At 67.6% G+C, this 20931-nt stretch carries 15 protein-coding genes and 2 pseudogenes; 4 read left to right on the top strand and 13 right to left on the bottom strand.

The genetic code is table 11. The features are described 5' to 3' along the window. Positions 1-13 precede the first annotated feature (13 nt). Positions 14-1501, top strand: a complete 1488-nt coding sequence (locus OG496_RS31145) for an esterase/lipase family protein (RefSeq protein WP_405973266.1) — start codon at positions 14-16, stop codon at positions 1499-1501. A gap of 163 nt (positions 1502-1664) precedes the next feature. Here OG496_RS31145 and OG496_RS31140 read toward each other — a convergent pair whose 3' ends face one another. Beyond that, positions 1665-1805, bottom strand: a complete 141-nt coding sequence (locus tag OG496_RS31140; protein WP_405973265.1) for a hypothetical protein — start codon at positions 1803-1805, stop codon at positions 1665-1667. Between the two features lie 34 nt (positions 1806-1839). After that, on the bottom strand, positions 1840-2043 hold the full coding sequence (locus tag OG496_RS31135; RefSeq protein ID WP_405973264.1) for a hypothetical protein: 204 nt from the start codon (positions 2041-2043) through the stop codon (positions 1840-1842). A gap of 636 nt (positions 2044-2679) precedes the next feature. Here OG496_RS31135 and OG496_RS31130 point away from each other — a divergent pair. After that, positions 2680-3360: a hypothetical protein gene (locus OG496_RS31130; protein WP_405973263.1), complete on the top strand. Its 681-nt coding sequence runs from the start codon at positions 2680-2682 to the stop codon at positions 3358-3360. After that, positions 3326-4549, top strand: a complete 1224-nt coding sequence (locus OG496_RS31125) for a helix-turn-helix domain-containing protein (protein ID WP_405973262.1) — start codon at positions 3326-3328, stop codon at positions 4547-4549. Before OG496_RS31130 ends, OG496_RS31125 begins: the two co-directional genes overlap by 35 nt. A gap of 825 nt (positions 4550-5374) precedes the next feature. On the opposite strand, the gene OG496_RS31120 is transcribed toward OG496_RS31125, so the two are convergent. The 11 genes and pseudogenes from OG496_RS31120 to ssd (OG496_RS31070) all read right to left on the bottom strand — a co-directional run. Next, positions 5375-5953, bottom strand: coding sequence for a DUF6262 family protein (locus OG496_RS31120; protein ID WP_405973261.1), 579 nt, complete (start codon positions 5951-5953; stop codon positions 5375-5377). After that, on the bottom strand, positions 5950-8469 hold the full coding sequence (locus tag OG496_RS31115) for a tyrosine-type recombinase/integrase (protein ID WP_405973260.1): 2520 nt from the start codon (positions 8467-8469) through the stop codon (positions 5950-5952). The genes OG496_RS31120 and OG496_RS31115 overlap by 4 nt, the downstream gene beginning before the upstream one ends. Beyond that, the gene (locus OG496_RS31110; protein WP_405973259.1) at positions 8466-9557 is read right to left on the bottom strand and encodes a tyrosine-type recombinase/integrase; all 1092 of its coding nucleotides are present in this window, start codon (positions 9555-9557) and stop codon (positions 8466-8468) included. Before OG496_RS31110 ends, OG496_RS31115 begins: the two co-directional genes overlap by 4 nt. Before the next feature lie 440 nt (positions 9558-9997). Next, positions 9998-10801 (bottom strand): type II secretion system F family protein, encoded by an 804-nt coding sequence (locus OG496_RS31105; RefSeq protein ID WP_405973258.1) that lies wholly within the window; start codon positions 10799-10801, stop codon positions 9998-10000. Between the two features lie 368 nt (positions 10802-11169). After that, positions 11170-12030, bottom strand: a complete 861-nt coding sequence (locus OG496_RS31100; RefSeq protein ID WP_405973257.1) for a type II secretion system F family protein — start codon at positions 12028-12030, stop codon at positions 11170-11172. Positions 12031-12149: 119 nt separating this feature from the next. Next, on the bottom strand, positions 12150-13307 hold the full coding sequence (locus tag OG496_RS31095; protein ID WP_405973256.1) for a TadA family conjugal transfer-associated ATPase: 1158 nt from the start codon (positions 13305-13307) through the stop codon (positions 12150-12152). 419 nt (positions 13308-13726) lie between these two features. Further along, positions 13727-14320, bottom strand: a pseudogene (ssd, locus tag OG496_RS31090) (septum site-determining protein Ssd); the annotation flags it as partial. A gap of 565 nt (positions 14321-14885) precedes the next feature. Next, positions 14886-16094, bottom strand: coding sequence for a hypothetical protein (locus OG496_RS31085; protein ID WP_405973255.1), 1209 nt, complete (start codon positions 16092-16094; stop codon positions 14886-14888). 1132 nt (positions 16095-17226) lie between these two features. Further along, positions 17227-17562, bottom strand: coding sequence for a helix-turn-helix domain-containing protein (locus OG496_RS31080; protein ID WP_405973254.1), 336 nt, complete (start codon positions 17560-17562; stop codon positions 17227-17229). Continuing rightward, the gene (locus OG496_RS31075; protein ID WP_405976744.1) at positions 17559-18704 is read right to left on the bottom strand and encodes a tyrosine-type recombinase/integrase; all 1146 of its coding nucleotides are present in this window, start codon (positions 18702-18704) and stop codon (positions 17559-17561) included. The genes OG496_RS31080 and OG496_RS31075 overlap by 4 nt, the downstream gene beginning before the upstream one ends. Positions 18705-18768: 64 nt before the next feature. Further along, positions 18769-19397: pseudogene (ssd, locus tag OG496_RS31070) on the bottom strand (septum site-determining protein Ssd); the annotation flags it as partial. A 585-nt stretch (positions 19398-19982) separates the two neighbouring features. Here ssd (OG496_RS31070) and OG496_RS31065 point away from each other — a divergent pair. After that, on the top strand, positions 19983-20825 hold the full coding sequence (locus tag OG496_RS31065; protein WP_366494421.1) for an HAD-IB family hydrolase: 843 nt from the start codon (positions 19983-19985) through the stop codon (positions 20823-20825). The last annotated feature ends 106 nt before the right edge of the window (positions 20826-20931 follow it).

The raw sequence follows: 20931 nt of genomic DNA, 5'->3' as shown, positions 1-20931 counted from the left end.
TAGTGTGACAGCCATGCACTCACTCTCGGGGGGAACCTTGCCAAATCCAGCACCGCACACGGAACCTGGCCTGACCCCTGCAGTCACGCACGATGCGGTCGTCGTCGTCCCCGGCATCATGGGCAGCGAGCTCTATGACGCCTCCACCGACAAGGTGATCTGGGGCTTAGCCAACACCGGCTGGCTCACCAAAGCCTGGCTCACTCGCAAAGGGCTCGCTCCGCTCCAGCTCACCCCCGCCGAACTCGCCGGCGACTACAGCCGCATCAGGGCCCCCCGTCTGCTGCAGACCCCGGCTTGGAGCCCCTTCCTCCGTGGCATCGAGCCGTACCACAAACTCTTGCGCACTATCGAAGACACCGTCGCCCATCGCGACGCGATCATGACATTCCCCTACGACTGGCGCCTGCCCGTCGCCGTCAACGCCCGCAGGCTCGCCCGGAACGCTCGCGACCACCTCCAGCGCTGGCTCGCTCATCCGGCCCACGCTGCCGCTCGCCAACAAGCCGTCGACGAACGCCCAGCCCGCCTCGTCTTCATCGCCCACTCCATGGGCGGCCTGGTCACCTATGCCGCCCTCACCCTCGGCGACGACAGCGACCTGCCCAACGACACCCGCGGAGTCATGACGCTCGGCACCCCCTTCCAGGGCTCGGTCGTCGCCGCTAACATCCTCAACGCCATCCAGGGCGGGCCCCTGCCGCTGCCCCACGGCCGCCTCGCCACCGCAGCCGCCACCATGCCGGCCGTCCACGAGCTTCTCCCTCGTTTCCTCTGTCTGGAAGACACCCTCGATGTCCGTCGCCTGACCCCCTCAGACGTCGCCGACCTCGGAGGCGACAAGGATCTGGCCAAGGCTGCCGAGGACTTCTTCACCGCCCTCTATAACCAACCCTTGCCCCACCACCGCCCCGTCGTCGGCATCCGCCAGAACACTGTCCAGTCGATGAAGCTCATCGACGGACTCGTCATCGCCTCCGAGTACTGCTTCCGCACCGACTCCGACGACACCGTCAAATGCGATGCCAATGGGGCACCACGCCGCTACCAGGTCTGGGGAGACGGCACCGTCCACCGCGAATCAGCCTCCCTCGCCCGCCGCACCATCCCCGTCTTCGCCCAACACGGCGCTATCGCCAGCGGCCGCGAAGCGCGCCGCATCATCGCTGACTTCCTCCTTGAGGACGACCACCTTGGTCCCGACCAGGCCGAGGACGGCATCGGCCTCAATGTGCCCGACTACGTCCCCGCCGGTACCTTCTGGGACTGCATCGTCACCGGTACCGACGACCCCGCCCAAGTTGCATGCACCGTCGCAGCGACGGACACCGACTGGCAGACGACAGTGCGACTCGAAGCCACCGACGACGACAAGCTCGGCGCCCAGGTCACATTGCCGAGCCCGGGTCTCTACCGCGTGACTGCTAAGGCCGACTACGGGCCGACGGTCACACAGCTTGTCTTCTCAGGCCCCGATGGCCAGGACGCGCTCGACGACTGATCAGTGTGCATCGTGAAAATCGCGGGCCAGGTGGTCCGGTGCAGGTAGGTCGCGGAATGCTCGGGCTGGTCACGGGTCATGGTCCTCGTGAAGATCACCGGTCCGCGGGCGACTTCGTTGCTCGTGAGGACCAGCAGGGCCCTGACCGGCGTTCTTAAAACCGCTACCGCCTGGTTCGCAGGTCCGCCTCTGCCAGCCGCATCGCGTCGTTGCTCAGCGACGCCGCGCGGTTGGGGAGGTAGGTGGCACTGTTGCTGGCGACGAGTTCCTGGCAGTGGCGGACGGTTTCCTCAGAGACAGACATTGTCTCGTTCCACAGAGCCCGCAGCCGTCGGTTGCTACGGCTCAGGCTGATGTCTCAGACACGGCTTCCAGTGGACTTCGCCGGCGTCGCGGTCGCAGTTCCAGGTTTCCAGGACGTTCGTACGGATCAGCCGGTCGAAGAGGTCGTCCAATTGGGGCTGCGACAGTCCGCACAGGCGGGTGAGGTTCTCGGCGTCGGCCCAGTCCGGTGCCAGCCGCTGTGTGCGCGGCCAGTACAAGAGCGGTCAGCTGTAACGCGGGCGGTGCGGCTCGGGCCACGGTCAGTGGGGCCGGGTGCAGTGCCCAGTGCGCGGCTCGTACCCGGCTTGTACGGCCGGGTGGGTGCCGCCGACGGCTGTATCGCTCGTTCCAGATGGATCGCCAAAGCATCTGCCCTTGGGTCCCGTCAGTCCCGCCGGCACCTGTCCGTGCTCAGCCATCTGTTCGATCGGCGACCACGGCCTTCAGGATGATTGGTTGGAGTCCCGTAGGCCCCGCCGGTCGGCCTCGGAATCCGCGAGTCGTTTCTCCAGGTCCTTGTTGGCCTCTTGGAGCTCGATGGCGCGGGCCGCCAGATCCTTCGCCCCCGCTTGATACAGCTGCTGGCCCAGGTGCCGCTGAACGGCGACTTTGAGGCGCTCCCGTGCCTCTCGGACCGCCGCCGCGTGGTGGTCGGCCAGCCAGCCGGACAGCCTGCCCGCGTCCAGCCCTGAGTGAATTTTGATGTTGGAAGCCGGGCCAAACTGTCACCAGAGACGGTAAATCATTGCAGGTCAAGACGCTGATTGCATGCTAACATCGTTCCATGCGTGAGCTCACTGAGACGACAGGATCACAGTGGACCCCATGTGAAATTCCGGGTATAAATTTTCCTCATGGGATCACCCCTCCTCCTGCAGAACGTCGCATCGACGTACGACCGCGAGCTGTCACTGCTGCATCACCTGCTCGATCAGGCGGTGCAGCAGGTGGCGAAGATGACCAAGAGGGCCCGTCGGCGCCCGAACGGTCCGGCCATGTCCGCTCTGGCACGGACGGAACTTCTGGGCCTCGCCGAGGACTCGGCCTTGGTGGCCAACTCCCGTCTACGGCTCCAGGAGTCCGGGGACCAGTGGGTCCGGGTCGGGCTGGAGGGATCGGGATGCTCACCACGGCTGCGCATGCGTCCCCCGAAGGCCAGGCTCACAGACCCCTGGCTGTTCGACGAGGACACGCTGCAGGGGCCGGCTGGTTCTCTCGTCGTGATGTGGGACTGGAGCAAATCCCTTGGCGCGGTTCGCTCCGTTTCCCTGACTCGAGTCGAGTCGATGCGACGCTGGGGAATCAAGTGTTCCATTCTGGAAGAGATCGCCATCAACGCTCCACTGATGGAGACGTTGATCAACCCACTGACACATGCCGTTCCAGCAGGTTCGCGAAACGAGGACGACGACCTGTCCGATGTCGTCGCCCTGTGGGGCGAGGCCGAGGAGAGGCAGTCGGAGCAAGAGATCTCCGATGGTCGCGACGAGGACGAGCGTAATGACGAAGGCGATTCCACTGTGGCAGGAAAATGAAGTCGAGATTTTCGGGGAAAGGCTTCGCGATGCTCGCCTGATCCAGCGACTACGGTCAGGTGACGTAGCGAAGGAGGCTGGGGTTTCCCAATCTTGGTATTCCAAGGTTGAGCACACCGTGTCGACGATGCTTGAGAAGCCGAAGGCCCAACGGTTGGCATCTGCCCTGAACTTCTCGATCGAATTCCTGTCCGCGACGCCGGTGACTCAGGTGCAAAGAGGGAGCCTCCTCTTCCGCGCCAAGAAGAGCCTCCCCAAATCAGAGGAGGACCAGCTGGTCTCCTGGGCTCGACTAGTCGGCGACCTCGTCCACTCAGCTGAACCCAAATTGCGGCTGCCATATCTCCGCGTCCCCCGTATCCCGTCGGACATGCCCCCTGTCGAGGCAGCGCAGATCACTCGAAAATCGTTCGGAATCGAACCGGATGCACCAGTGCCGCATCTCATCCGAACCCTGGAACGCGGAGGAGTCTATGTGGCGACGATCGATTTCGAAGGAGACCTTCACGCGAGAAATCACGACGCATTTTCCACGTGGATCGGTTTCCTTTTGGATCGCCCGCTTGTAGGCGTTCGCGCAACAGACTCGTGGGAGAGGACACGCCTTTCCATCGCTCACGAACTGGGCCACCTGGCCATGCATCACACGCGGCGTGAAGGCGAACTGGAGCGTGAGGCGTATACCTTCGGCGCAGAGTTCCTCTTGCCTCAGCATGTGCTTGAGCGGGAGTGGCCCGAGACTCCAACCTTGATGTCCCTCCTGCCGCTAAAGCGAGTTTATGGCATGTCTCTTGCCTCGCTGATTGAGCATGGATATCGCACGGGAATACTGTCAGACTGGCAGCGCACAAACCTGTATAAGCAGCTTTCCAATCGACGTGACCAATCGACAGGTGAGCGTCTGCGGGTGCGGGAACCAGGCTGGCGAGACCGGGAAGTCGAACGTCCCAAGCTCCTTGCAACCGTGGCCGAGAAAGCATTCGGAAAGTCTGTAACGGTCGACAGCCTGGGAGAGCAGATCTTCTCCTGGCGCCCCGACTTGGTGCGGCAACTGCTGGAGGGCCAAGTCACCGAATGGGCGCGCGACGTGACGCGCGAACCTGAAACAGCGGTTGCGGCCACCGAGTCCCATCTGGCCGAGGTAGTGCAGCTGCATGGAGCTGGACGCGGCGACACGTCATCGCAATGAGCGGGCGCCTCTCAGTGCCATCCAGTCAGTCCAGCTCCCGACCGGATCGCCAAACCAGGGGGTTGCGCCAAGCGTCAGTCAGGAAGGCCAGGCGAGCTCGGCAGGCCGCGGAAGCCGGTCTGGCCGCAGTAATTGGCTCGGGCGAGGCGGTGAATTTCGCGGCCGTGGCTCGGGCATCTGGCGTCTCGGCTAACTATCTGCGAAAACAGCCGGACCTCGCTGCCCAAATTTTTCGACTCCGCTCAAGGAAGCAGTCGGAAGTGCCGCAGACTGCCGCGGGTGAACACAGCGGCCAAATATCCGCTCGCCTGACTCGAAATAACCATGACGCCGCCAGGTGCCGACACGAAATGGCGGAGTTGATGGCAAGGAATCGAGAGCTCGAACTTCTCCTCGAAGTTGCCAACGCAGAGATTTCCCGTCTCAGAAGCCTGGATTCATAGTCGGTCACCGCCCATGTGGGCGGTGACGGGGCGGCGAGGCCGATGCCACGGTTCGTTGAAGGTGCGACTACTCTGCCTCTGACTGGTGCCTGACATCCTCGTGCGATCGTCGGAACCGCCCATCTTCAGGCCCGCGATCTCGACCACGGCCTGGAGCTGGGGAATCGGTCCGTCGGTCTCGCCCGCGTCCAGTCCTCCCGGACCAAGGACTACCTCCGCGAGTTCAACACCGTCCTCGGCGGCGAGAGCCGGCCGTCCGCGAAATCATCCACCGCACCCGCACCGAACTCGGCATCGCCGCTTGAGCACGTTCGCCCGTACTTCCTCACCTCCTCGAGGGGGAAGCACGGGCGAACGTCGCAGATGGCGTACCGATGTAGGCTCAGGCCGGGGCCGGGCCGCTGTTCTCAGCCCGGATCATCCGCCGCAAGCTGCTGCGGACGGCGGCTAGGTCGTCTTCCAGCTCCTCCACCCGGGCCTCCAGCTCGGACTTCTCCAACCGCAGGCCGTCCCGTTCCGAGGCCAGTCCCTCGTTCTGCCGTGTCAGCTCCTCCACCCGTGCGATCAGGCCGGCGGAGCCGATCTGATCGAGCTGCTGACCCAGATGCCGCTGCGTAGCGGCCTTGAGCCGGTCCCGCTCGCCCCGCAGAGCGGCGACCTCCTGCCGGGACAGTTCCAGATCCGTCCGCAGGCTCGCGGCACTCGGCGACAACCCTTCCTGACGGTCCCGGCGTCCCTTCCCGGCCTGTTGCTTGCGGGCGGTCTCGACGTGTTCGCGCACTCCCTCGGCATAGACAAGCCAGTTCGAGACCCCTGCGGTCTTGGCGACGGAGGCGAAGGTGACCGCGTCGCCGCGGGCGATCATCTCCTCCACCACGGCCAGCACCTTCGCCCGCTTCTCCCGGCTGTCTTTGCGGCGGGCGTCCGTCAGCACCTCGCCAGGGCTCCGTTTGGCCGTCACGCCGGGGACTCCTTGCGGTTGATCACCGTCAGCGGCAGCATGGCCCGGCCGACCGCCGCCCGGGTCTTCCGCAGGATCTTCACCGACTGCATCAGAGCCTCTCGTTCGTCGGCGGGCAGCTTCTCGATCTGCTCGCGCATGGTCACGGCAACCTTCTTGAAGGAGTCGATCTGGTCCTGGAGGTTGCGGATGACGTACTCGGCCGCGTCCATGGCCACGGCGGTCTCCTTGTCCGCCTTCAGGTCCCGGATCTGGTCCTCGATCGCGGCCAGGTAGGACGGGTCCGGACGGTAGAAGCCGCAGCCAGCACACTGGAAGCGGATCGGGCAGGCTTGCCCGCCGGCCTTGACGTTGGACGGCTCAGTGCAGCCGCCGAACGGCACCGCCACCGACCGCAGCTCGTATGCCCGGTTCGAGGCCATCGGCGCCGGGTTTCCATGTCGGTCCACGACATGCAGCCGCATCGTCTTCACGGCCTCCTGCTTCCGTTTCAGGGACACCTTGTAGTACCGGGCCGTGGTGTCGGCACTTCGGTGATCCATCAGTTCTTTGAGCACGTCAATGGCCACTCCGCCGTCTGCGTGCCGCTGAGCGTAGGAGTGCCGGAAGGCGTAGGCGTAGATCTTCTCCCGTTCGAAGGGGATCGGGTTCCCGTCCTGGCCGGTTCCCTCCGAGTGGATCTCCGGGATCTCGGTGACCCACTTGCGCATGGCCCGCCCGAAATTGCCCGTGCCCAGATGCGGGTCGCGGCTGATGTCACTGATGGCGGGGAACAGCAAGGCCTCACAGCGGGTCGGTGCGAGCTTCAGTTTGCCCCGGCGCTCGTCCCACTGCTGGATGATCCGTGCCGTCTCCATGGTGATCGGCAAACGTCTCCGCAGCCGTTTGCCCTTGTAGTTGTTCCAGATCAGCAAGCAGTCATTGCCGGTGAACTCCAGGCAGTCACGCCGCAGGCTCAGCACCTCCCGGGGCCGTCGGCCGGTGTCGCGCAGAACCTGGTAGACCGTCTGGAACATGGCCACCACGTCCTCGGGGCCCGCCCACGAGCCGTAGGAAATGCCCTGGCCCAAGAGGCCCAGCTGGGCATCGAGCTGCCGGATCACCGATTCCGGAACAGCCTTGCCGATCTCGTCCTCGTTCGACTCATCCACCACGATCCGGTGCGACTTGTGCCTGCCGAAGCTGCCCGAAAGGGTCGCCAGCATGCCCGCGCTGCGACCGAAGTCCAGCACGGTGAACAGTCCGGCAAGCAGATCTCGGCGGTACTTGTTGGTGCGCGGTTCCCCTTCGTCGTCCGTGAGCGTGCGGAAGCCCTCGACCACTGCGGTCATGTCGCCGAACCACAGGGCTGCGGGGTCCATTCCGCCGCCCGGCAGCCTCCCCAGGGCCTTGGCTGCGATCAGGCAGGCCGACACGTGGTGGCGGAACCGCTTGCTGTTGGGACGCGTCGAGCGGGCCCATTCCATCGCCGCCTCGCGAAGCCACAGCTGCTTGATGACGGAGAAGTCGACCTTGGTCGACCGGACGCCGGGAGGCCCAGCCTTGCGGTAGAACGACTGATGACCGACGGCGGTCATGTCCCAGACGAGTTTGTCCGTGGGCTCAATACCGAGAAACCGCTCGTGGCCCCGCTCGACAGCCCAGGCGAGTTCCCGCAGGTGAGTCGCGCTGTTGGCCGCCTTCCACCCCGTCGCATCGACCCGTTCGCGCTCCGCAGTCAAAACACTCTCAATACCCTCGAGCCGCTGGACCACCGCGCGAACGGCTGACGGCTCGATCTTCTGGTTCCTGGCCTCCCGCTGCTGAAGCATGAAGAGCACCTCCAGCCGGGCGACCTGTCCCAGCGGCGCCAACGAGAACTGGTGACCGGCCAGGTAGGGCGGCTGATGCTCCACCCAACCAGCAAGATCAGCAGTCTTGTTCGCCTCTCGGTGGATCTTCCGCCTCCTGGTGTGGATGCGACACAGCCCCTCCCCAGGCCACCCCTCCAATTCACAGCCCTTGACCAGGCATCGCGCCCATCCGTCGAAGGGCTGAGCCACGTCCCGGATCCACTCTTCGAGCGGGCCGGTGAACAGCGTCTTGTTCGTCCGGCTGGCCGCTACCCACCGAGTCGAGTGGCTCCGGCAGAGCCCCCACACGGACCGCTCTCGAGCACACCGCTTCCCGTCCCGCTCCACCGCACACAGATCAACCTCGGTATAGCGACGGTTGACCTCCGGCACGAACGTCTTATGGAAGTCGTCCGCACTCATTCCGCTGATCTGGAAAGCCCTGTCGCACGTCTTGCAACGGCGGTAGCGAACTTTCTCGATCGCGCCGCATGCCTCAGTGAGACATCGCCAGGAGGTCGTGTTCGGATTCTCGAAATCCCCTGTGAACAGCCAGCTTTCACTGTTCCACTCGCCCGGCCGCCAGTCCTCCGCCAGCTGGCCACGAAGCCATTCGGCCCACGGACCGAGATCGATTCCGTCGTCCTCACCGATGGGAAGGACGACTGCAAGATTCCCGGTCATGCCTGGCTCCTGCGGATCGCCGCCACCCGTTCCACGGCTTCGCGTTTGTCCTCGTCGGTGGCATGGATGTACGGCTCCATCGACGACGGCGAGACGTGGCCCAGCAGGTTCTGCACCACATCCCGCGGCGTGTCCGAGCGTATCCAGGTGGTCGCCGCCGTGTGCCGCAGCATGTGCGGCCGGGCCGGGAAGCCGGCCTTCGCCGCCAGGCGGTCGAAGAGGTCCTTGGCGTTGTGGTAGGTCATCGCCTTGCCCAGCGGCGGACGGAACAGGTTGACGAACACCATGTCGCAGTCGGCGGCCTCGGCCACCGCGTCACGCTCGTGGACGTACTCGGAGTAGGCCGTCACCAGCTCGGCCGTCACCGGGATCCATCGGGGAGAGCGAGCCTTGGCCAGTGCGCCGTTGACGTTCTTCCGGCGCCGCACGTGCACGTGCGGGCCGGCCAGCTGGCAGTTCAGGGCCGATGAGTTCGAAAGAAAGTGCATGTCTTCCCGGCGCAAGCCCAGGGCCTCACCGATCCGCATGCCGGTGCCGCCCAGCAGCACGACCAGGAAGCGGTCGCGGGCACGCGTCGTCAACCCGACCAGCTTTGCGAACTGGTCTGCATTCAGCCATTCGTAGCCCTCAACGGCCACGGAGAACTTGATCGCCCTGGCCCTGACCGTCCGGAACTGGCCGTCCTCGCCTGGGTCGAAGTCGGGCGGGATGTAGCCCAGGTACTTCTGTTCGGACAGCTGACCGACCGTCTCGGACGGCACCCAGCCTTGCTGGCCGCAGAACTGAAGAAACCCGCAGATGGTGGTCATGATCTGATTCGCGGTGTTCTTCGAGCGGAACCGTGGCTCCAGACCGGGCTTCCGTCCCTTCGAAGGCGCCGGGTGATCCACCAGCCAGTGAAGCATCCGAGCCAGCGCGGGCAGACCCGGCTCCTTCCAGTCCAAACCGCGCGTCGTGCAGTACGACAAGTACAACGCGACCCGGCCCGCATAGATCCGTTCCGTGTTGACCGAACGGTCCACCCTCCGGAGAGAAGCCAGGAAGGCGCACGCCTCCATGTGCAACTCATAGGCGGCCGAGATCACCACCCACCGGACCGCTTCCGTCGCGGGGTCTACCGCCCGTTCCGCCGTGTACGGAGGGGCTATGTCGTCATACTTAACAGAGGTGCCAGACACCTATCAGATACCTTTCAGAGACATGAAAGAAGACGCTCAGCACTCACGTGCCAGAGGTCTGTACAAGACTAGAGATAACGACCAGCCCCATCGCGTACTCGGCGGTGGCCATCCCGGCATCCCCGCGCGCCGAGCCACCCATCCGCACCCGTACCCGCACCGCTCGCACGACCCGTACCGCTACTGCCTGCATCGCCTGCACTGCCTTGTACATCTCAACCCCCGTGAGGTTCCTGTCGGTTCACTTGCCCGCTCGGCCGACCGCTGAGGTTCAGCGATCGCCCGTCATACGTCAGCCGTTCGTCGTCAGCCGTTCGTCGTCACACGTCCGTCACCGCTCGCTCCTCCCGTCAGCCGCCACCCCCTCCCACCGCCCCGCCCGCGAGCCCGATCACCACGGGCAGTACGCCGACCGCGATGAACGCGGGCAGGAAGCACAGCCCCACCGGCGCGGTGATCAGGACGGCCGCCCGCCGGGCCCGCGCTGTCGTGGTGCGGGTCCAGTCGGCGCGGGCCTCCGCCGCGAGCCGTGCGACCGGTCCGGCGGCGGGGAGCCCCGACTCGTCGGCCCGTTCGAGCAGCCGGGCCAGCGGGCCGGCGCCCGGAAGCGAGGCCAACCTCCGCCAGGCGTCGGCCGGTTCACCACCGAGCCGCACCTCCGCCGCCGCACGCGCCAGCCGTTCCCCCACGGGCCCTGAGAGGGCCTCTCCCACAGCCTGGGAGGCGATCACCGGCGAGGCTCCGGCGGCGATGCAGGCGGCCAGCAGATCGGCAGCGAGCGGGAGTTGGCGGGTGGCGGTGGCGGCATCGCGCTCGGCGACGGTGTCGTCGGCCACCTGCCGACGCCGCCACTGCCACAGCCCGACGGCGACGACCCCACCCACCACAACCCCGGCGACCCCACCGACCAACACCCACCCGGCGCCCACCACACCCACCGCGGGCAACCACCGCCGCGCAACGTCCCGAACGTCGAACCGCCGCAAGGCAGACGCCACTTCCCGTGCGTCCCGAACGTCCCGAAGCAGCAGCCCGGCCAGCCGTCGCCGCGCCCTCCGCTCACACCGCACGCCGTCCAGCCACCGCACCAACCACCCCACGACCAACACCGCCCCCAAAACGACCCCCAGCCTGTGGACAACTTCCGCACTCATGCCGCCTTCTCTCTCCGACTCCGACCGACTTCCACTTCCACGCCCACACCACTCCGGGCTCTCGCCGAGCGCCGGCCCCCCTCAAGCCCCGCGACGACCAAGGGATCCCTGGCACCCCGCGAACCGTGATGCCCTTAGGGGCACGGGGCTGCGTCGATATGCGGCTCCGCCGCGAAGGCGCGCCCAGTTCCACGCACTCGCACCCCCTCACCACGCACACGCTGATGCCCTAGAGGCGCGGGGCTGTATCGATATGCGGCTCCGCCGCGCGGGCGCGACAAGCCCCCACGCACCCTCACCCCGCACCCAACCGAAGCCACCCACCCTCAACCCGACAACCACCGCCCCCGCGCTCACCCCACCCCCGCTCACGTCGCCTCCACCCCCCGCACGATCCGCAGCGCCCACCACAACCCCAAGCCCTCCAGCAACCCCCCGACCACCAGGCACCCCAACCCCGCCCCGCTGTGCAGCAACACCCGCAGCGGATCGGCACCCATCGCCGCGCCCAGCAGCAACCCGAGGACCGGCAACCCGGCGAGCATCACCGCGGTGGCCCGCGCCCCCGCCAACTGGGCACGAAGATCGGCCCGTTGGTCCCGGTCGGCACGCAACGCCCCTTCGAGCCGGTCCAGTCCCGCCGCGAGCCCCGCACCCTGATCCACGGCGACCCGCCAGCACGCGGCCAGCCCCAACAGCCCCTCCGCGCCCGGCTGTCGTGCCGCCGAGGTGAGCGCACCCGGCACATCCCCGCCGAACCGCGCCGCCGCCAACACCCCGGCCTGCGCCTCACCGAGCCCACCGGAGTCACTCGCCGCCCGCAGCAACGCCTCCCCCGGCTGCCGCCCAGCACGCACCTCCCCGGCGAGCGCCGAGCACAGCGCGATCACCGCGTCCCCGCACGACTCCCGCGCCCGCCGCGCCTCCCCGGCCAGCCGCGCCCGCCGCAGCAACGGCACCCCGGCCGCCCCCGCGACAACCGGAATGACCGAAGCCCCCAGCACCGCCAACACGAGCCCGACACCCAGCGCCCACCACTCGACCCGCAACCGCCCCCGGATCCGCCGCAGTTCGCCGACGGCCCGCTCCCACGAGGGCGGCCCAACACCCACCGCTCCACCACCCGCGAACAACAACTCCGCCCGCCGAGCCCCGGATTGCCGCCCACCCATCAACCAGACCAGGCCCCCGACACACACCGCGACCACCCCGACCGACACCTCACCCATCACCGCTCCCACTCGCTGTCACTACGGCCCGTCCCGCACCCACGCCCATCACCACTCCGGCCCACCTGCCGCACGTCCCGCACGGAACCCACGACCACTCCGGCCGCCCAACGCCCGCCCTAACCCCCGTCACCCCCACCCCGAATCAACTCCCGCAACCGCTCCCACCCCCGCTCGTACGCAAACGTCTCCACCCCCCACCGCAACGCCGGCACCGTCCGCACCAGCCCCGACGGATCCCGCTCCAGGACATGGACCTCGGCGATCCGTCGCCGCCCCGCCCGGTCCCGTACGAGATGCAGGACCACCGACAGGGCCGCCGCCAACTGGCTGTGCAGCGCCGCCCGGTCGAGGCCGGCGGCCGTGCCCAGGGCCTCCAGGCGGGCGGGGACGTCGGCCGCCGCGTTCGCGTGGACAGTCCCGCAGCCGCCTTCGTGGCCCGTATTAAGGGCTGCGAGCAAATGAACTACCTCAGGCCCCCGCACCTCGCCGACCACCAGCCGGTCCGGCCGCATCCGGAGTGCCTGGCGGACCAGGTCCTGGAGCGTGACGAGCCCGGCGCCCTCCTGGTTGGCGGGTCTGCTCTCCAGCCGTACGACGTGCGGATGGTCCGGCTTCAACTCCGCCGAGTCCTCCGCGAGCACGATCCGCTCACCCGGTCCGACGAGCCCCAGCAGCGCGCTCAGCAACGTCGTCTTGCCGGTGCCAGTGCCGCCGCTGATCAAGAAAGACAGCCGTGCCTCGATCAGCGCCCGCAGGATGCGGTCCCCGCCCGGCGGCACCGTGCCCGCCGTGACCAACTCGTCCAGCGTGAACGCGCGCGGTCGTACGACGCGGAGCGACAGGCAGGTGCAGCCGACGGCGACCGGGGGCAGTACGGCGTGCAGGCGGGTCCCGTCGGGCAACCGGGCGTCGGCCCAGGGGCGGGCGTCGTCCAGCCGGCGTCCGGCCACCGCGGCCAGACGTTGCGCGAGGCGTCGTACGGCTGCCGCGTCCGGGAAGGAGACAGTGGTCAGTTCCAGGCCGCCGCCCCGGTCGACCCACACCCGGTCCGGGGCCGACACGAGGACGTCTGTCACGGAGGGGTCGGCGAGCAGTGACTCCAGCGGGCCGCTGCCCACCAGCTCGGACCGCAACTGCTCGGCGGCGCCCAGCACTTCGGCGTCACCCAGCACCCGCCCCTGCTCCCGCAAGGCCTGCGCCACCCGCGCGGGCGTCGGCTCACCCCCGCTCTCGGCCAGCCACCGCCGCACACCGTCGAGCAGTCCGACGGGCATCCCTGCCCCGCCACTCGCCCCACCAGCACTCGAAGCCCACCGCCCGGAAGCACCCGCCGAGCCCTGCACCCGATCGACCCCGACGGCCCCACTCGCCCCGCCCTCACCCGAAGCCCACCGCCCCGAACTCCCCACCGAATCCCGCACCCGACCGACCGCGACGGCCCCACTCACCCCGGCCCCACCCGAAGGCCACCGCCCCGGTGCACCCCCCGAGTCCTTCACCCGCTCAACTCCGACCGCCCCGCTCCCCGGGACACCTGTCGAACCGCCGTCCCCGAGCGACGCGCCCCTCGACGCGCCCGCCGAACCACCCATCCCGGCAAGCCCAGGCACCCCGCTCCCCAGGACCCCCGCCGCACCACCCCGGAAGGCCGCACCACCCCGCTCGGAGTTCCCCGCGCTCCTCGCCGGCCGCCTCATACGCCACCCACCTCGACCAACGCCCGCTCCAGGAACTCCCGGCAGAACCGCGCCAACGGCCCCCTCGCTGCCGTGCCCGGCGGCGACTTGCCCTCGTGCGGCCGCAACAGCCCCGATTCGACCGGCACTTCACCGGCCAGCGGCAGCCCGAGGAGGCGGGACACCTCGCGGTCGTCGAGGCCGGGGGCGTACGGCCCGCGTACCGCCACGCGGAGGTCGCGCAGGATCATGCCGACGGCGGACGCCACCCGTCCGGCCGCCGCGACCGCGCGGAGCTCGGCGGGGACCACGAGGAGGCCGACGTCGAGTTGGGCGAGGGCCTCGGCGACCCCGTCGTCGATGCGGCGGGGCAGGTCGACCACGACCGTGCCGCCGCGCCGTCGGGCCGCGGCGAGCACCGCGCGCACCGCCTGGGGCGGGATGGCAACGCAGTCGCCGCGGTCCCAGCTGAGCACCCGGAGCGAGTGGAGTTCGGGCAGGGACTCCTCCAGGGCGCCGCCGCCGACCCGGCCGCGCGAGGCGGCGAACGCGGGCCAGCGCAGGCCCTCCGCCGTCTCGCCGCCGAGGAGTACGTCGAGTCCGCCGCCCAGTGAAGCGCGTGGGTTCGCGGATTCCTGGACGCGTTCGAGGGGGAACTGAACTGTGCATGGGCCCTGGTGCGTAACACAGGGCGGAGTTGGGCTGCTTGATGGGCGTCCCAGCGCAGCGGAACCGCTCACTCCGCGTGAGCCGATTCACTTCGTTCTCAAGTCCAACTAAGCAATCACGTCGTACAGTGTCGTACGCGAGGATGACTATGCGAGACACAACGTAAGCGCAGAGTCACGATCGATATACAGAGAGAAGGGGGCCGGCCTGGCTGGCCGACCCCCTTGGGTGGACTTGCCGGACTGGCGAGTTCGGACCTTTTACCTGGTCAGATCCAGTAGCAGCTGGATCAGGGCGACCAGAAAGGTCCAGAACTCCCAGTTCGGCGGTTCTTCTTCGAGCACGTGCTCACCTCCTTCCGTCCACGTGGATCAGAAGGTCGGTGCCGCCCGGAGGAGGTGTCCGGGGTCGACTCTAGAGGGCGGTCGGGACTCCCGAGCCCCCGATCAACAAAACTTCAACCCGTTAGGCGAAGAAAGTCTGACCAGTTGAGGTTGCGTAATCCGCTTACCTTGTGGTAGTTCGCCCTGTCTTTTCGGGGTGGGCGGCCCGGATGTACTTCATCGCCGTCTCGGCCGCGATGCCGAACAGCCTCATCAAGTGCACCGGATCGCCGGTCAGTTGGGCTTCGTGCAGCACGCGGTCCTGCCAGAGGGTCCGGGCAGGGATCCCGATTTTCTCGAAGACATGCTGCAACAGGCCTCCGCTGACTGGCGGTTGGGCGATGTCCAGGGCGGTCTGACTGGTGACCAGCAGGTGCGGGTTGCCGGAGGTTGGCCAGGTATGTTGTCGTTCGCGAAGCCAGTCGGTGAGGAGTTCGACCGTGAGCGGGTCGAGATAGACGGTCCGGCGGTGATACCGGTGTCTGACGATCAGTTGACCTCGGGTGAGGTCGACGTCGTCGAGGTGGATCCGGGCGGCCTGGGTCGGGGTGAGCGCATGGATGGTGACCAGGGCCAACAACAGCCGATGCAGGGGAGTTCGGGCCCGCCCCATTAGTCCGGCGAGCCGGTCGCTCGGCACCGATGCCGGCAGGGTGACCACGCCGGGCAGAGTGACGCCGCGGGTCGGGTCCCGGAAGATCGCCCGTTCCTGCTTGAGGCCTTGGAAGAGGCTGCGCAAGGCATGGTGAACGGCCCGCGCTGTTCCCGGTTTTCTGGCGGCAAGAACGTTCTTGAACTCCTTGGTGGTGATGGATTTCAAGGTCTCCGTGCGCTTGGCCCACTCCTCCAGGACGGGCCGGACGATCCGCAGATACACCAGAATGCGATGGGACGTCAGTGGAGGGTGTTTCCGCCGCCCCTCCCCCCTCAACACCTTGGTCCAGGAGCGGAGTTCGTCCCTCATCGGGACCGGAAACTGGTTGATGATCTCCTCGGCGGTCAGGGCATCGCGATCGATCCGCAGGGCAGGATCGGGTTCGAGCAGGCCGCGTTCGGCCAGGAACCAGATCACTCGCTGCCCGCTGATATTGGGGTCGAGGGTCGCCAGGGTCCGCAAGTCACGCTCCTGGACGGGGGCCTCGGCACCGAGCCACGCCAGGACGATCCGCAAGGCACGGAGGGACGCTTTATGCCCGTGCGGGTCCGGGACGATCAGGCGGCTCTGCCGTCGCGAGACGCGGATGAACTCGGTCGCGACCTGTTCGGACTCCGAGGTCAGGGAGGGCAGTTCATCGGCGGTGAGACGCGCCACCCGGCTCCAGTCCCTGTCCATGTCGAACAGGATCAGCTGGCGCGGATCGACCAAGTGGTCGGAGACTGGCGGCCGCGGCCGCCGGGCCCGTTGCCGTTGCGCCTCACGGGACCGCACCGGGTGTCGATCGGGCGAATACCCCAACCTCCCTTCCAAATTGCGGAGTTGGCGAGCCTGGCGACCGCCGAGAGCGACCTGCAGCTGGGTGAAGTCCGGGTGGTCCTCCGTCCCGTTCTCGCGAACGTGGATGAGGCATCCCCGGCAGAGTCCGTACTCGGTCGACACCGACAGCATCGAACGCCTGCACCGGTCGCACCGCCCGGGCGGACAGCAAAGACCGAAGTTGGGACGCCCCCAGCTGCGACAGCCAGGACACAGACGACTGGTGATGCCCCAGCATCCACAGTCCTGGCAGCTGCCGACGGGCCACCGTGCCGCCCGACGCCGTGTCCTCGGGCGGAGGAGGCCCGCTCGCCGCAGAACTTCGGCAGTGCCGCCCGGGATTCCACGGGGCACCTGATCGAGGGCCTCTTCGGCTACGACCGTCTCACCGTCGGAGTCCCTGATCGACAGGACGCCCCGGAGCTGACGGTGGACCAGCCGGCGCCATACATCGCCGACCTGCCGCTCTGCGGCAACCTCGGCGACCACGGCGGTCAGGGCCTCCCACTCCGGCCAGGAGCGGTCACTGATGCGGTCGAGGTGAGCGCTCGTGATCGTCCGCGGCATCGTGAACAGTGTCGTCTGCCCGGAGATGGCCGAGCAGATCACCTGCGGATCGTCCCGTCGAGGCTTGGGAGCCGGAGGCAGGAGAAGGGCCTTGCGGGGGTGCTTTCGGCGTCGGCGGGTGGATTTGGCCAAGGGCTGTGCTTCGGCCACGGGCAGGCCGGCCCACCACACTGCGAGTTGAGAGGGCTGCGGCACGAGGACGTCACCGGGAACGGGGGCGAGTCCGCCCGCCTCACGCAGGGCGATCAAGCAGGACCGGCAGAAGCCGTCGACGCCCAGGTGCTGAACATGTCGACAACGACGGCACTGCCCCCGATCGGGATACTTCTTCCGCCAGCACCGGCACCCATAACAGGTGAAACTCTTGAAGAAACCCCACTTCAGGCACTCACTGCACTGTCTGGCCCGCTGGTTCAGCATGTGATCAGTTCGGGGGCTGGAGCCGTCGCGGACCAGAGCGTCGAGCGATCGGCCGCACCGGCCCCGGGCCGCCCTCCGGGGCACCCACGGCTTTCTGGATGTCCTGGGAGCCGGTCGCCGACGCGACGGGTTCCGCTTCCAACAGATCGGAGACACTGCAGTTCAGGGCCGCACAGATCTTGTCGAGGTCCTCCAGGCGGACAGTCACCGGCGTGTTCCCCCACAAAGCCGCGACCTTGCTGAGCGAGGGAGTGAACCCCACCTCCTTGAAGGCCACCAGAAGATCGGTGGGCCGCCAGATGTCGCGTTTGGCCGCGGCCCACCGCAAGTTCCACTTCATCGCAGATTCCCCTTGTCCATGATCAGCCGCTGGGCCGCTCGCCCGGATGACTCCCGGCATGCCATTTCCGGGTCGGCATGAGCGCTGGCCAGGTACTGAACCGTGGTGGTTGCCCAGTCGTGGCCCAGCAACTTCTGGACTTCCCACAACGACATGCCGTTCTCGTAGTTGTGGGTCGCGCAGGCATGCCGGAGGAGGTGAGGGAACAGGTCCGTGACCGGGCCGGGGAGGTAGTCCGAGCCCGCCCGTTTGAGGGCCCCTCGGAAGGTCGAGGGAACGATCGCCGGGGCGACCGGCATGTTGAGGGCCGCGATCGCCTTCGGGGTCCTCTCCGACGGCCACAGCGGGGCACTGGGGTGGTCGGGATCGTCCTGGAACATGCCGCGGACTTCCTCGACATACCACCACAGCAGATCGCGGCCCTCAGCGAAGAGATACCCCTCCCGCTGCCGCGGACCCGAACCTCTAGCACCTTTGCCCAGCACCAAGAACCGGCCCCACTCCCCGGCCTCCCAGTGCACGTCCGCGACGCGGAGAGTGCACAACTCGGCCGCCCGGACACCGGAGATATAGGCGATCTTCGCCATCACATAGTTGCGGCAGGCCACCGACTGCTTGCGGACATGCGGCAGTTCCTCGCGCCAGCGCCGGAAGAACTCCTTCATAGCCTGCTGCGACGGCGGGATCCGTAATCCGAAGTCGCCACGGTGACGCGGCCTGTTGAACGGGTCGATCGGCGACTCGACACTCACGCCGAAGCGGCGGGCGATCTCGCCGGCATATCGCTGCTCAAGGAACGCGAAGTATCCGTCGATGATGTTCATCTTCGTGCGGACCGTCGAACGGGCTCGCTTCCCCGGCCCCGCGAAGTAGTGATCCACATGCCGGGGCTGCAACCGCCACGGCACAAGACCGAAGTACTCACAGACCTCGATCACCGGCTTGACCAGCTTGTCGATGGTCCGGGGCATCAGCCCGGCAGCGTCCCGCGCCCACTGGTACTCCGCGAGGGTGTCCACGAAGAAGCCCTGCTCGTCCTCCGCATCGCTCTCGGCCGCCCGGCGCCGCTGCAACGTCAGCACGTCCGCCAGGCCTGGCTCACAGCCGCCCGGGCCGGAGTCATCCCTCGGAGCGGGAACCACCGCCAGGTGACGAGTCTCGGAATCCACCACGGACACGCAGATTACGAGGGGCACTCGCAGAATCTGCGAGTAATCGCAGCAATCTCACACGACCGAGGGACGACTCGAACGCAGGTCTCCCACGTGCTGAAATGCAGACTTTCCTCCAGCGGAGGCCACCGCCGAACCCACGCGCACTCCACTTGGATCCGCGTCCACCAGGAGCGTTCGCAGCCCCTCACGCGCGGAGGTGACGGCGAGGGCGCACGCGAGCGTGGAGGCTCCGGCCCCGCCGCGGCCGCCGATGACGCCCACGGTGAGCGCGGGGCGGCCGACGCCCTCGGCCACGTCGGCGATGCGGTCGACCAGCCACTGCTCGCCGTCGGGCAGCATCAGGACGTGATCGGCGCCGATCTCGACGGCCCGCCGCCAGACCCCCGAGTCGTCCTGGTCCCGGCCGACCAGCACCACCCCACGCCGTCGGGCGGCCCCGCGCACCCGGCGGGCCGCGTCGTCGCCGACCAGGACGAGCGGGGCCGTCTCCCAGCCGCCCTGGCGCTCCGGCACCCCGTGATGGACCTCGGGTGTCGCGCCGGCCGCCGCGCACAGGCGCAGCAGGTCGTCGAGGAGATCGACGTCCTCGGTGACGATCAGCGGTCCGCCCTGTCGCCCTCCGGCGGCGTGCGGCGGATCGTGTGTGACGGTTCCGGCCATGTTTTCCATCCCCCATCGCTGTGTCTCTCGCGTCACCCCTGCGGCCCCGCGATTTCCAAAGGTGCGGAGAACCGGCGACCGGCCCTCCATATGCACGGCCGACAGAAACCGGCCAAACGCGTCCGACAAACGGAACGGGCCATGAACTCGCCGCGAGCGAGGACGCGTTGGAATCACGGTGCGGGCATCGCGGAAATCGTGTGGATCTTGGTCGAAAACTGTGGACAACTCAGGGCCTGTGAATATCGCCTTCACCCATACCGGCGACCCCCGTACCGACCTCTGTGCGAGTTCCGCAGCGCAGCCCGCCAACTACACACAGTGACGAGTCCTGGGCATGAAAAAAGGCGGCATCAGCCGCCTCGGGTTGGCCTCACGACCACGTACAGGGAGGGAAAACGCGTCCGGACATGCGACGACCCCCACCGGGGGGGAGAGTGGGGGTCGCCTTCACGGCCGACTCGGGGGGGGGAGGAGCCGGACCGCGTTAGCACGGTCGCGAACGATCCGTGACTTCCATGGTGTACCCGAGAGGCCTCTCAGGCAAACCCACGCGCCTCACCTTACGCCGAATGGGCTGCGCCTATGCTCTGGGTTGTGGAAAACCACTCCTTGCCCCGCACAGCAGCCTTCTTTGACCTGGACAAGACGGTCATTGCGAAGTCGAGCACGCTCACCTTCGGCAAGTCCTTCTACCAAGGCGGACTGATCAACCGCAGGGCCGCCCTGCGGACCGCCTATGCGCAGTTCGTCTTCCTCACCGGCGGCGCCGACCACGACCAGATGGAGCGGATGCGGAAGTACCTGTCCGCACTCTGCCGCGGCTGGAACGTCCAGCAGGTCAAGGAGATCGTCGCGGAGACACTGCACGACCTGATCGACCCGATCATCTACGACGAGGCGGCCTCCCTCATCGAGGAGCACCACACCGCCGGCCGCGACGTGGTGATCGTGTCCACGTCGGGCGCCGAGGTCGTCGAGCCGATCGGTGAACTCCTGGGCGCGGACCGGGTGGTGGCGACCCGCATGGTCGTGGGCGACGACGGCTGCTTCACGGGCGAGGTGGAGTACTACGCGTACGGCCCGACGAAGGCCGAGGCGATCAAGGAGCTGGCGCAGTCCGAGGGGTACGACCTCGACCGCTGCTACGCCTACAGCGACTCGGCGACCGATGTGCCGATGCTGGAGTCCGTGGGCCACCCCTACGCCGTGAACCCGGACCGCACGCTGCGCCGCGAGGCACTCGCGCGCGGGTGGCCGATTCTGGACTTCAACCGCCCGGTCCGACTCAAGCAGCGGCTGCCCGTGCTCTCCGTTCCGCCCCGCCCGGCGCTGGTCGTGGCGGCGGCCGTGGGTGCCGCGGCGGCCACGGCGGGGCTCGTCTGGTACGCGAGCCGACGCAAAGCGGCGACCGTTTACGCCGGTTAGTGACCCTTTGAACGTAAAAGTAAAGAACCACCGCCAGGGGTTCCGCTTCCTCCAGGGCTGGAGTACAAAGGATTCAACGGCCCGCGAGACCAAGGACATCCGAAAG

The sequence above is a fragment of the Streptomyces sp. NBC_00988 genome, assembly GCF_045162645.1.
In the GTDB taxonomy this organism is placed as follows: Bacteria; Actinomycetota; Actinomycetes; order Streptomycetales; family Streptomycetaceae; genus Streptomyces.
This window is presented reverse-complemented; position numbering and strand designations above follow the sequence as displayed.

Coding starts and splice junctions, on each gene's coding strand:
- OG496_RS31080 (WP_405973254.1), bottom strand. CDS start 17,562: ATGAAGTGGAACTTGCGGTGGGCCGCGGCCAAACGCGACATCTGGCGG.
- OG496_RS31095 (WP_405973256.1), bottom strand. CDS start 13,307: ATGCCCGTCGGACTGCTCGACGGTGTGCGGCGGTGGCTGGCCGAGAGC.
- OG496_RS31145 (WP_405973266.1), top strand. CDS start 14: ATGCACTCACTCTCGGGGGGAACCTTGCCAAATCCAGCACCGCACACG.
- OG496_RS31140 (WP_405973265.1), bottom strand. CDS start 1,805: ATGTCTGTCTCTGAGGAAACCGTCCGCCACTGCCAGGAACTCGTCGCC.
- OG496_RS31115 (WP_405973260.1), bottom strand. CDS start 8,469: ATGACCGGGAATCTTGCAGTCGTCCTTCCCATCGGTGAGGACGACGGA.
- OG496_RS31065 (WP_366494421.1), top strand. CDS start 19,983: ATGCTCTGGGTTGTGGAAAACCACTCCTTGCCCCGCACAGCAGCCTTC.
- OG496_RS31085 (WP_405973255.1), bottom strand. CDS start 16,094: ATGGACAGGGACTGGAGCCGGGTGGCGCGTCTCACCGCCGATGAACTG.
- OG496_RS31105 (WP_405973258.1), bottom strand. CDS start 10,801: ATGAGTGCGGAAGTTGTCCACAGGCTGGGGGTCGTTTTGGGGGCGGTG.
- OG496_RS31125 (WP_405973262.1), top strand. CDS start 3,326: ATGACGAAGGCGATTCCACTGTGGCAGGAAAATGAAGTCGAGATTTTC.
- OG496_RS31100 (WP_405973257.1), bottom strand. CDS start 12,030: ATGGGTGAGGTGTCGGTCGGGGTGGTCGCGGTGTGTGTCGGGGGCCTG.
- OG496_RS31130 (WP_405973263.1), top strand. CDS start 2,680: ATGGGATCACCCCTCCTCCTGCAGAACGTCGCATCGACGTACGACCGC.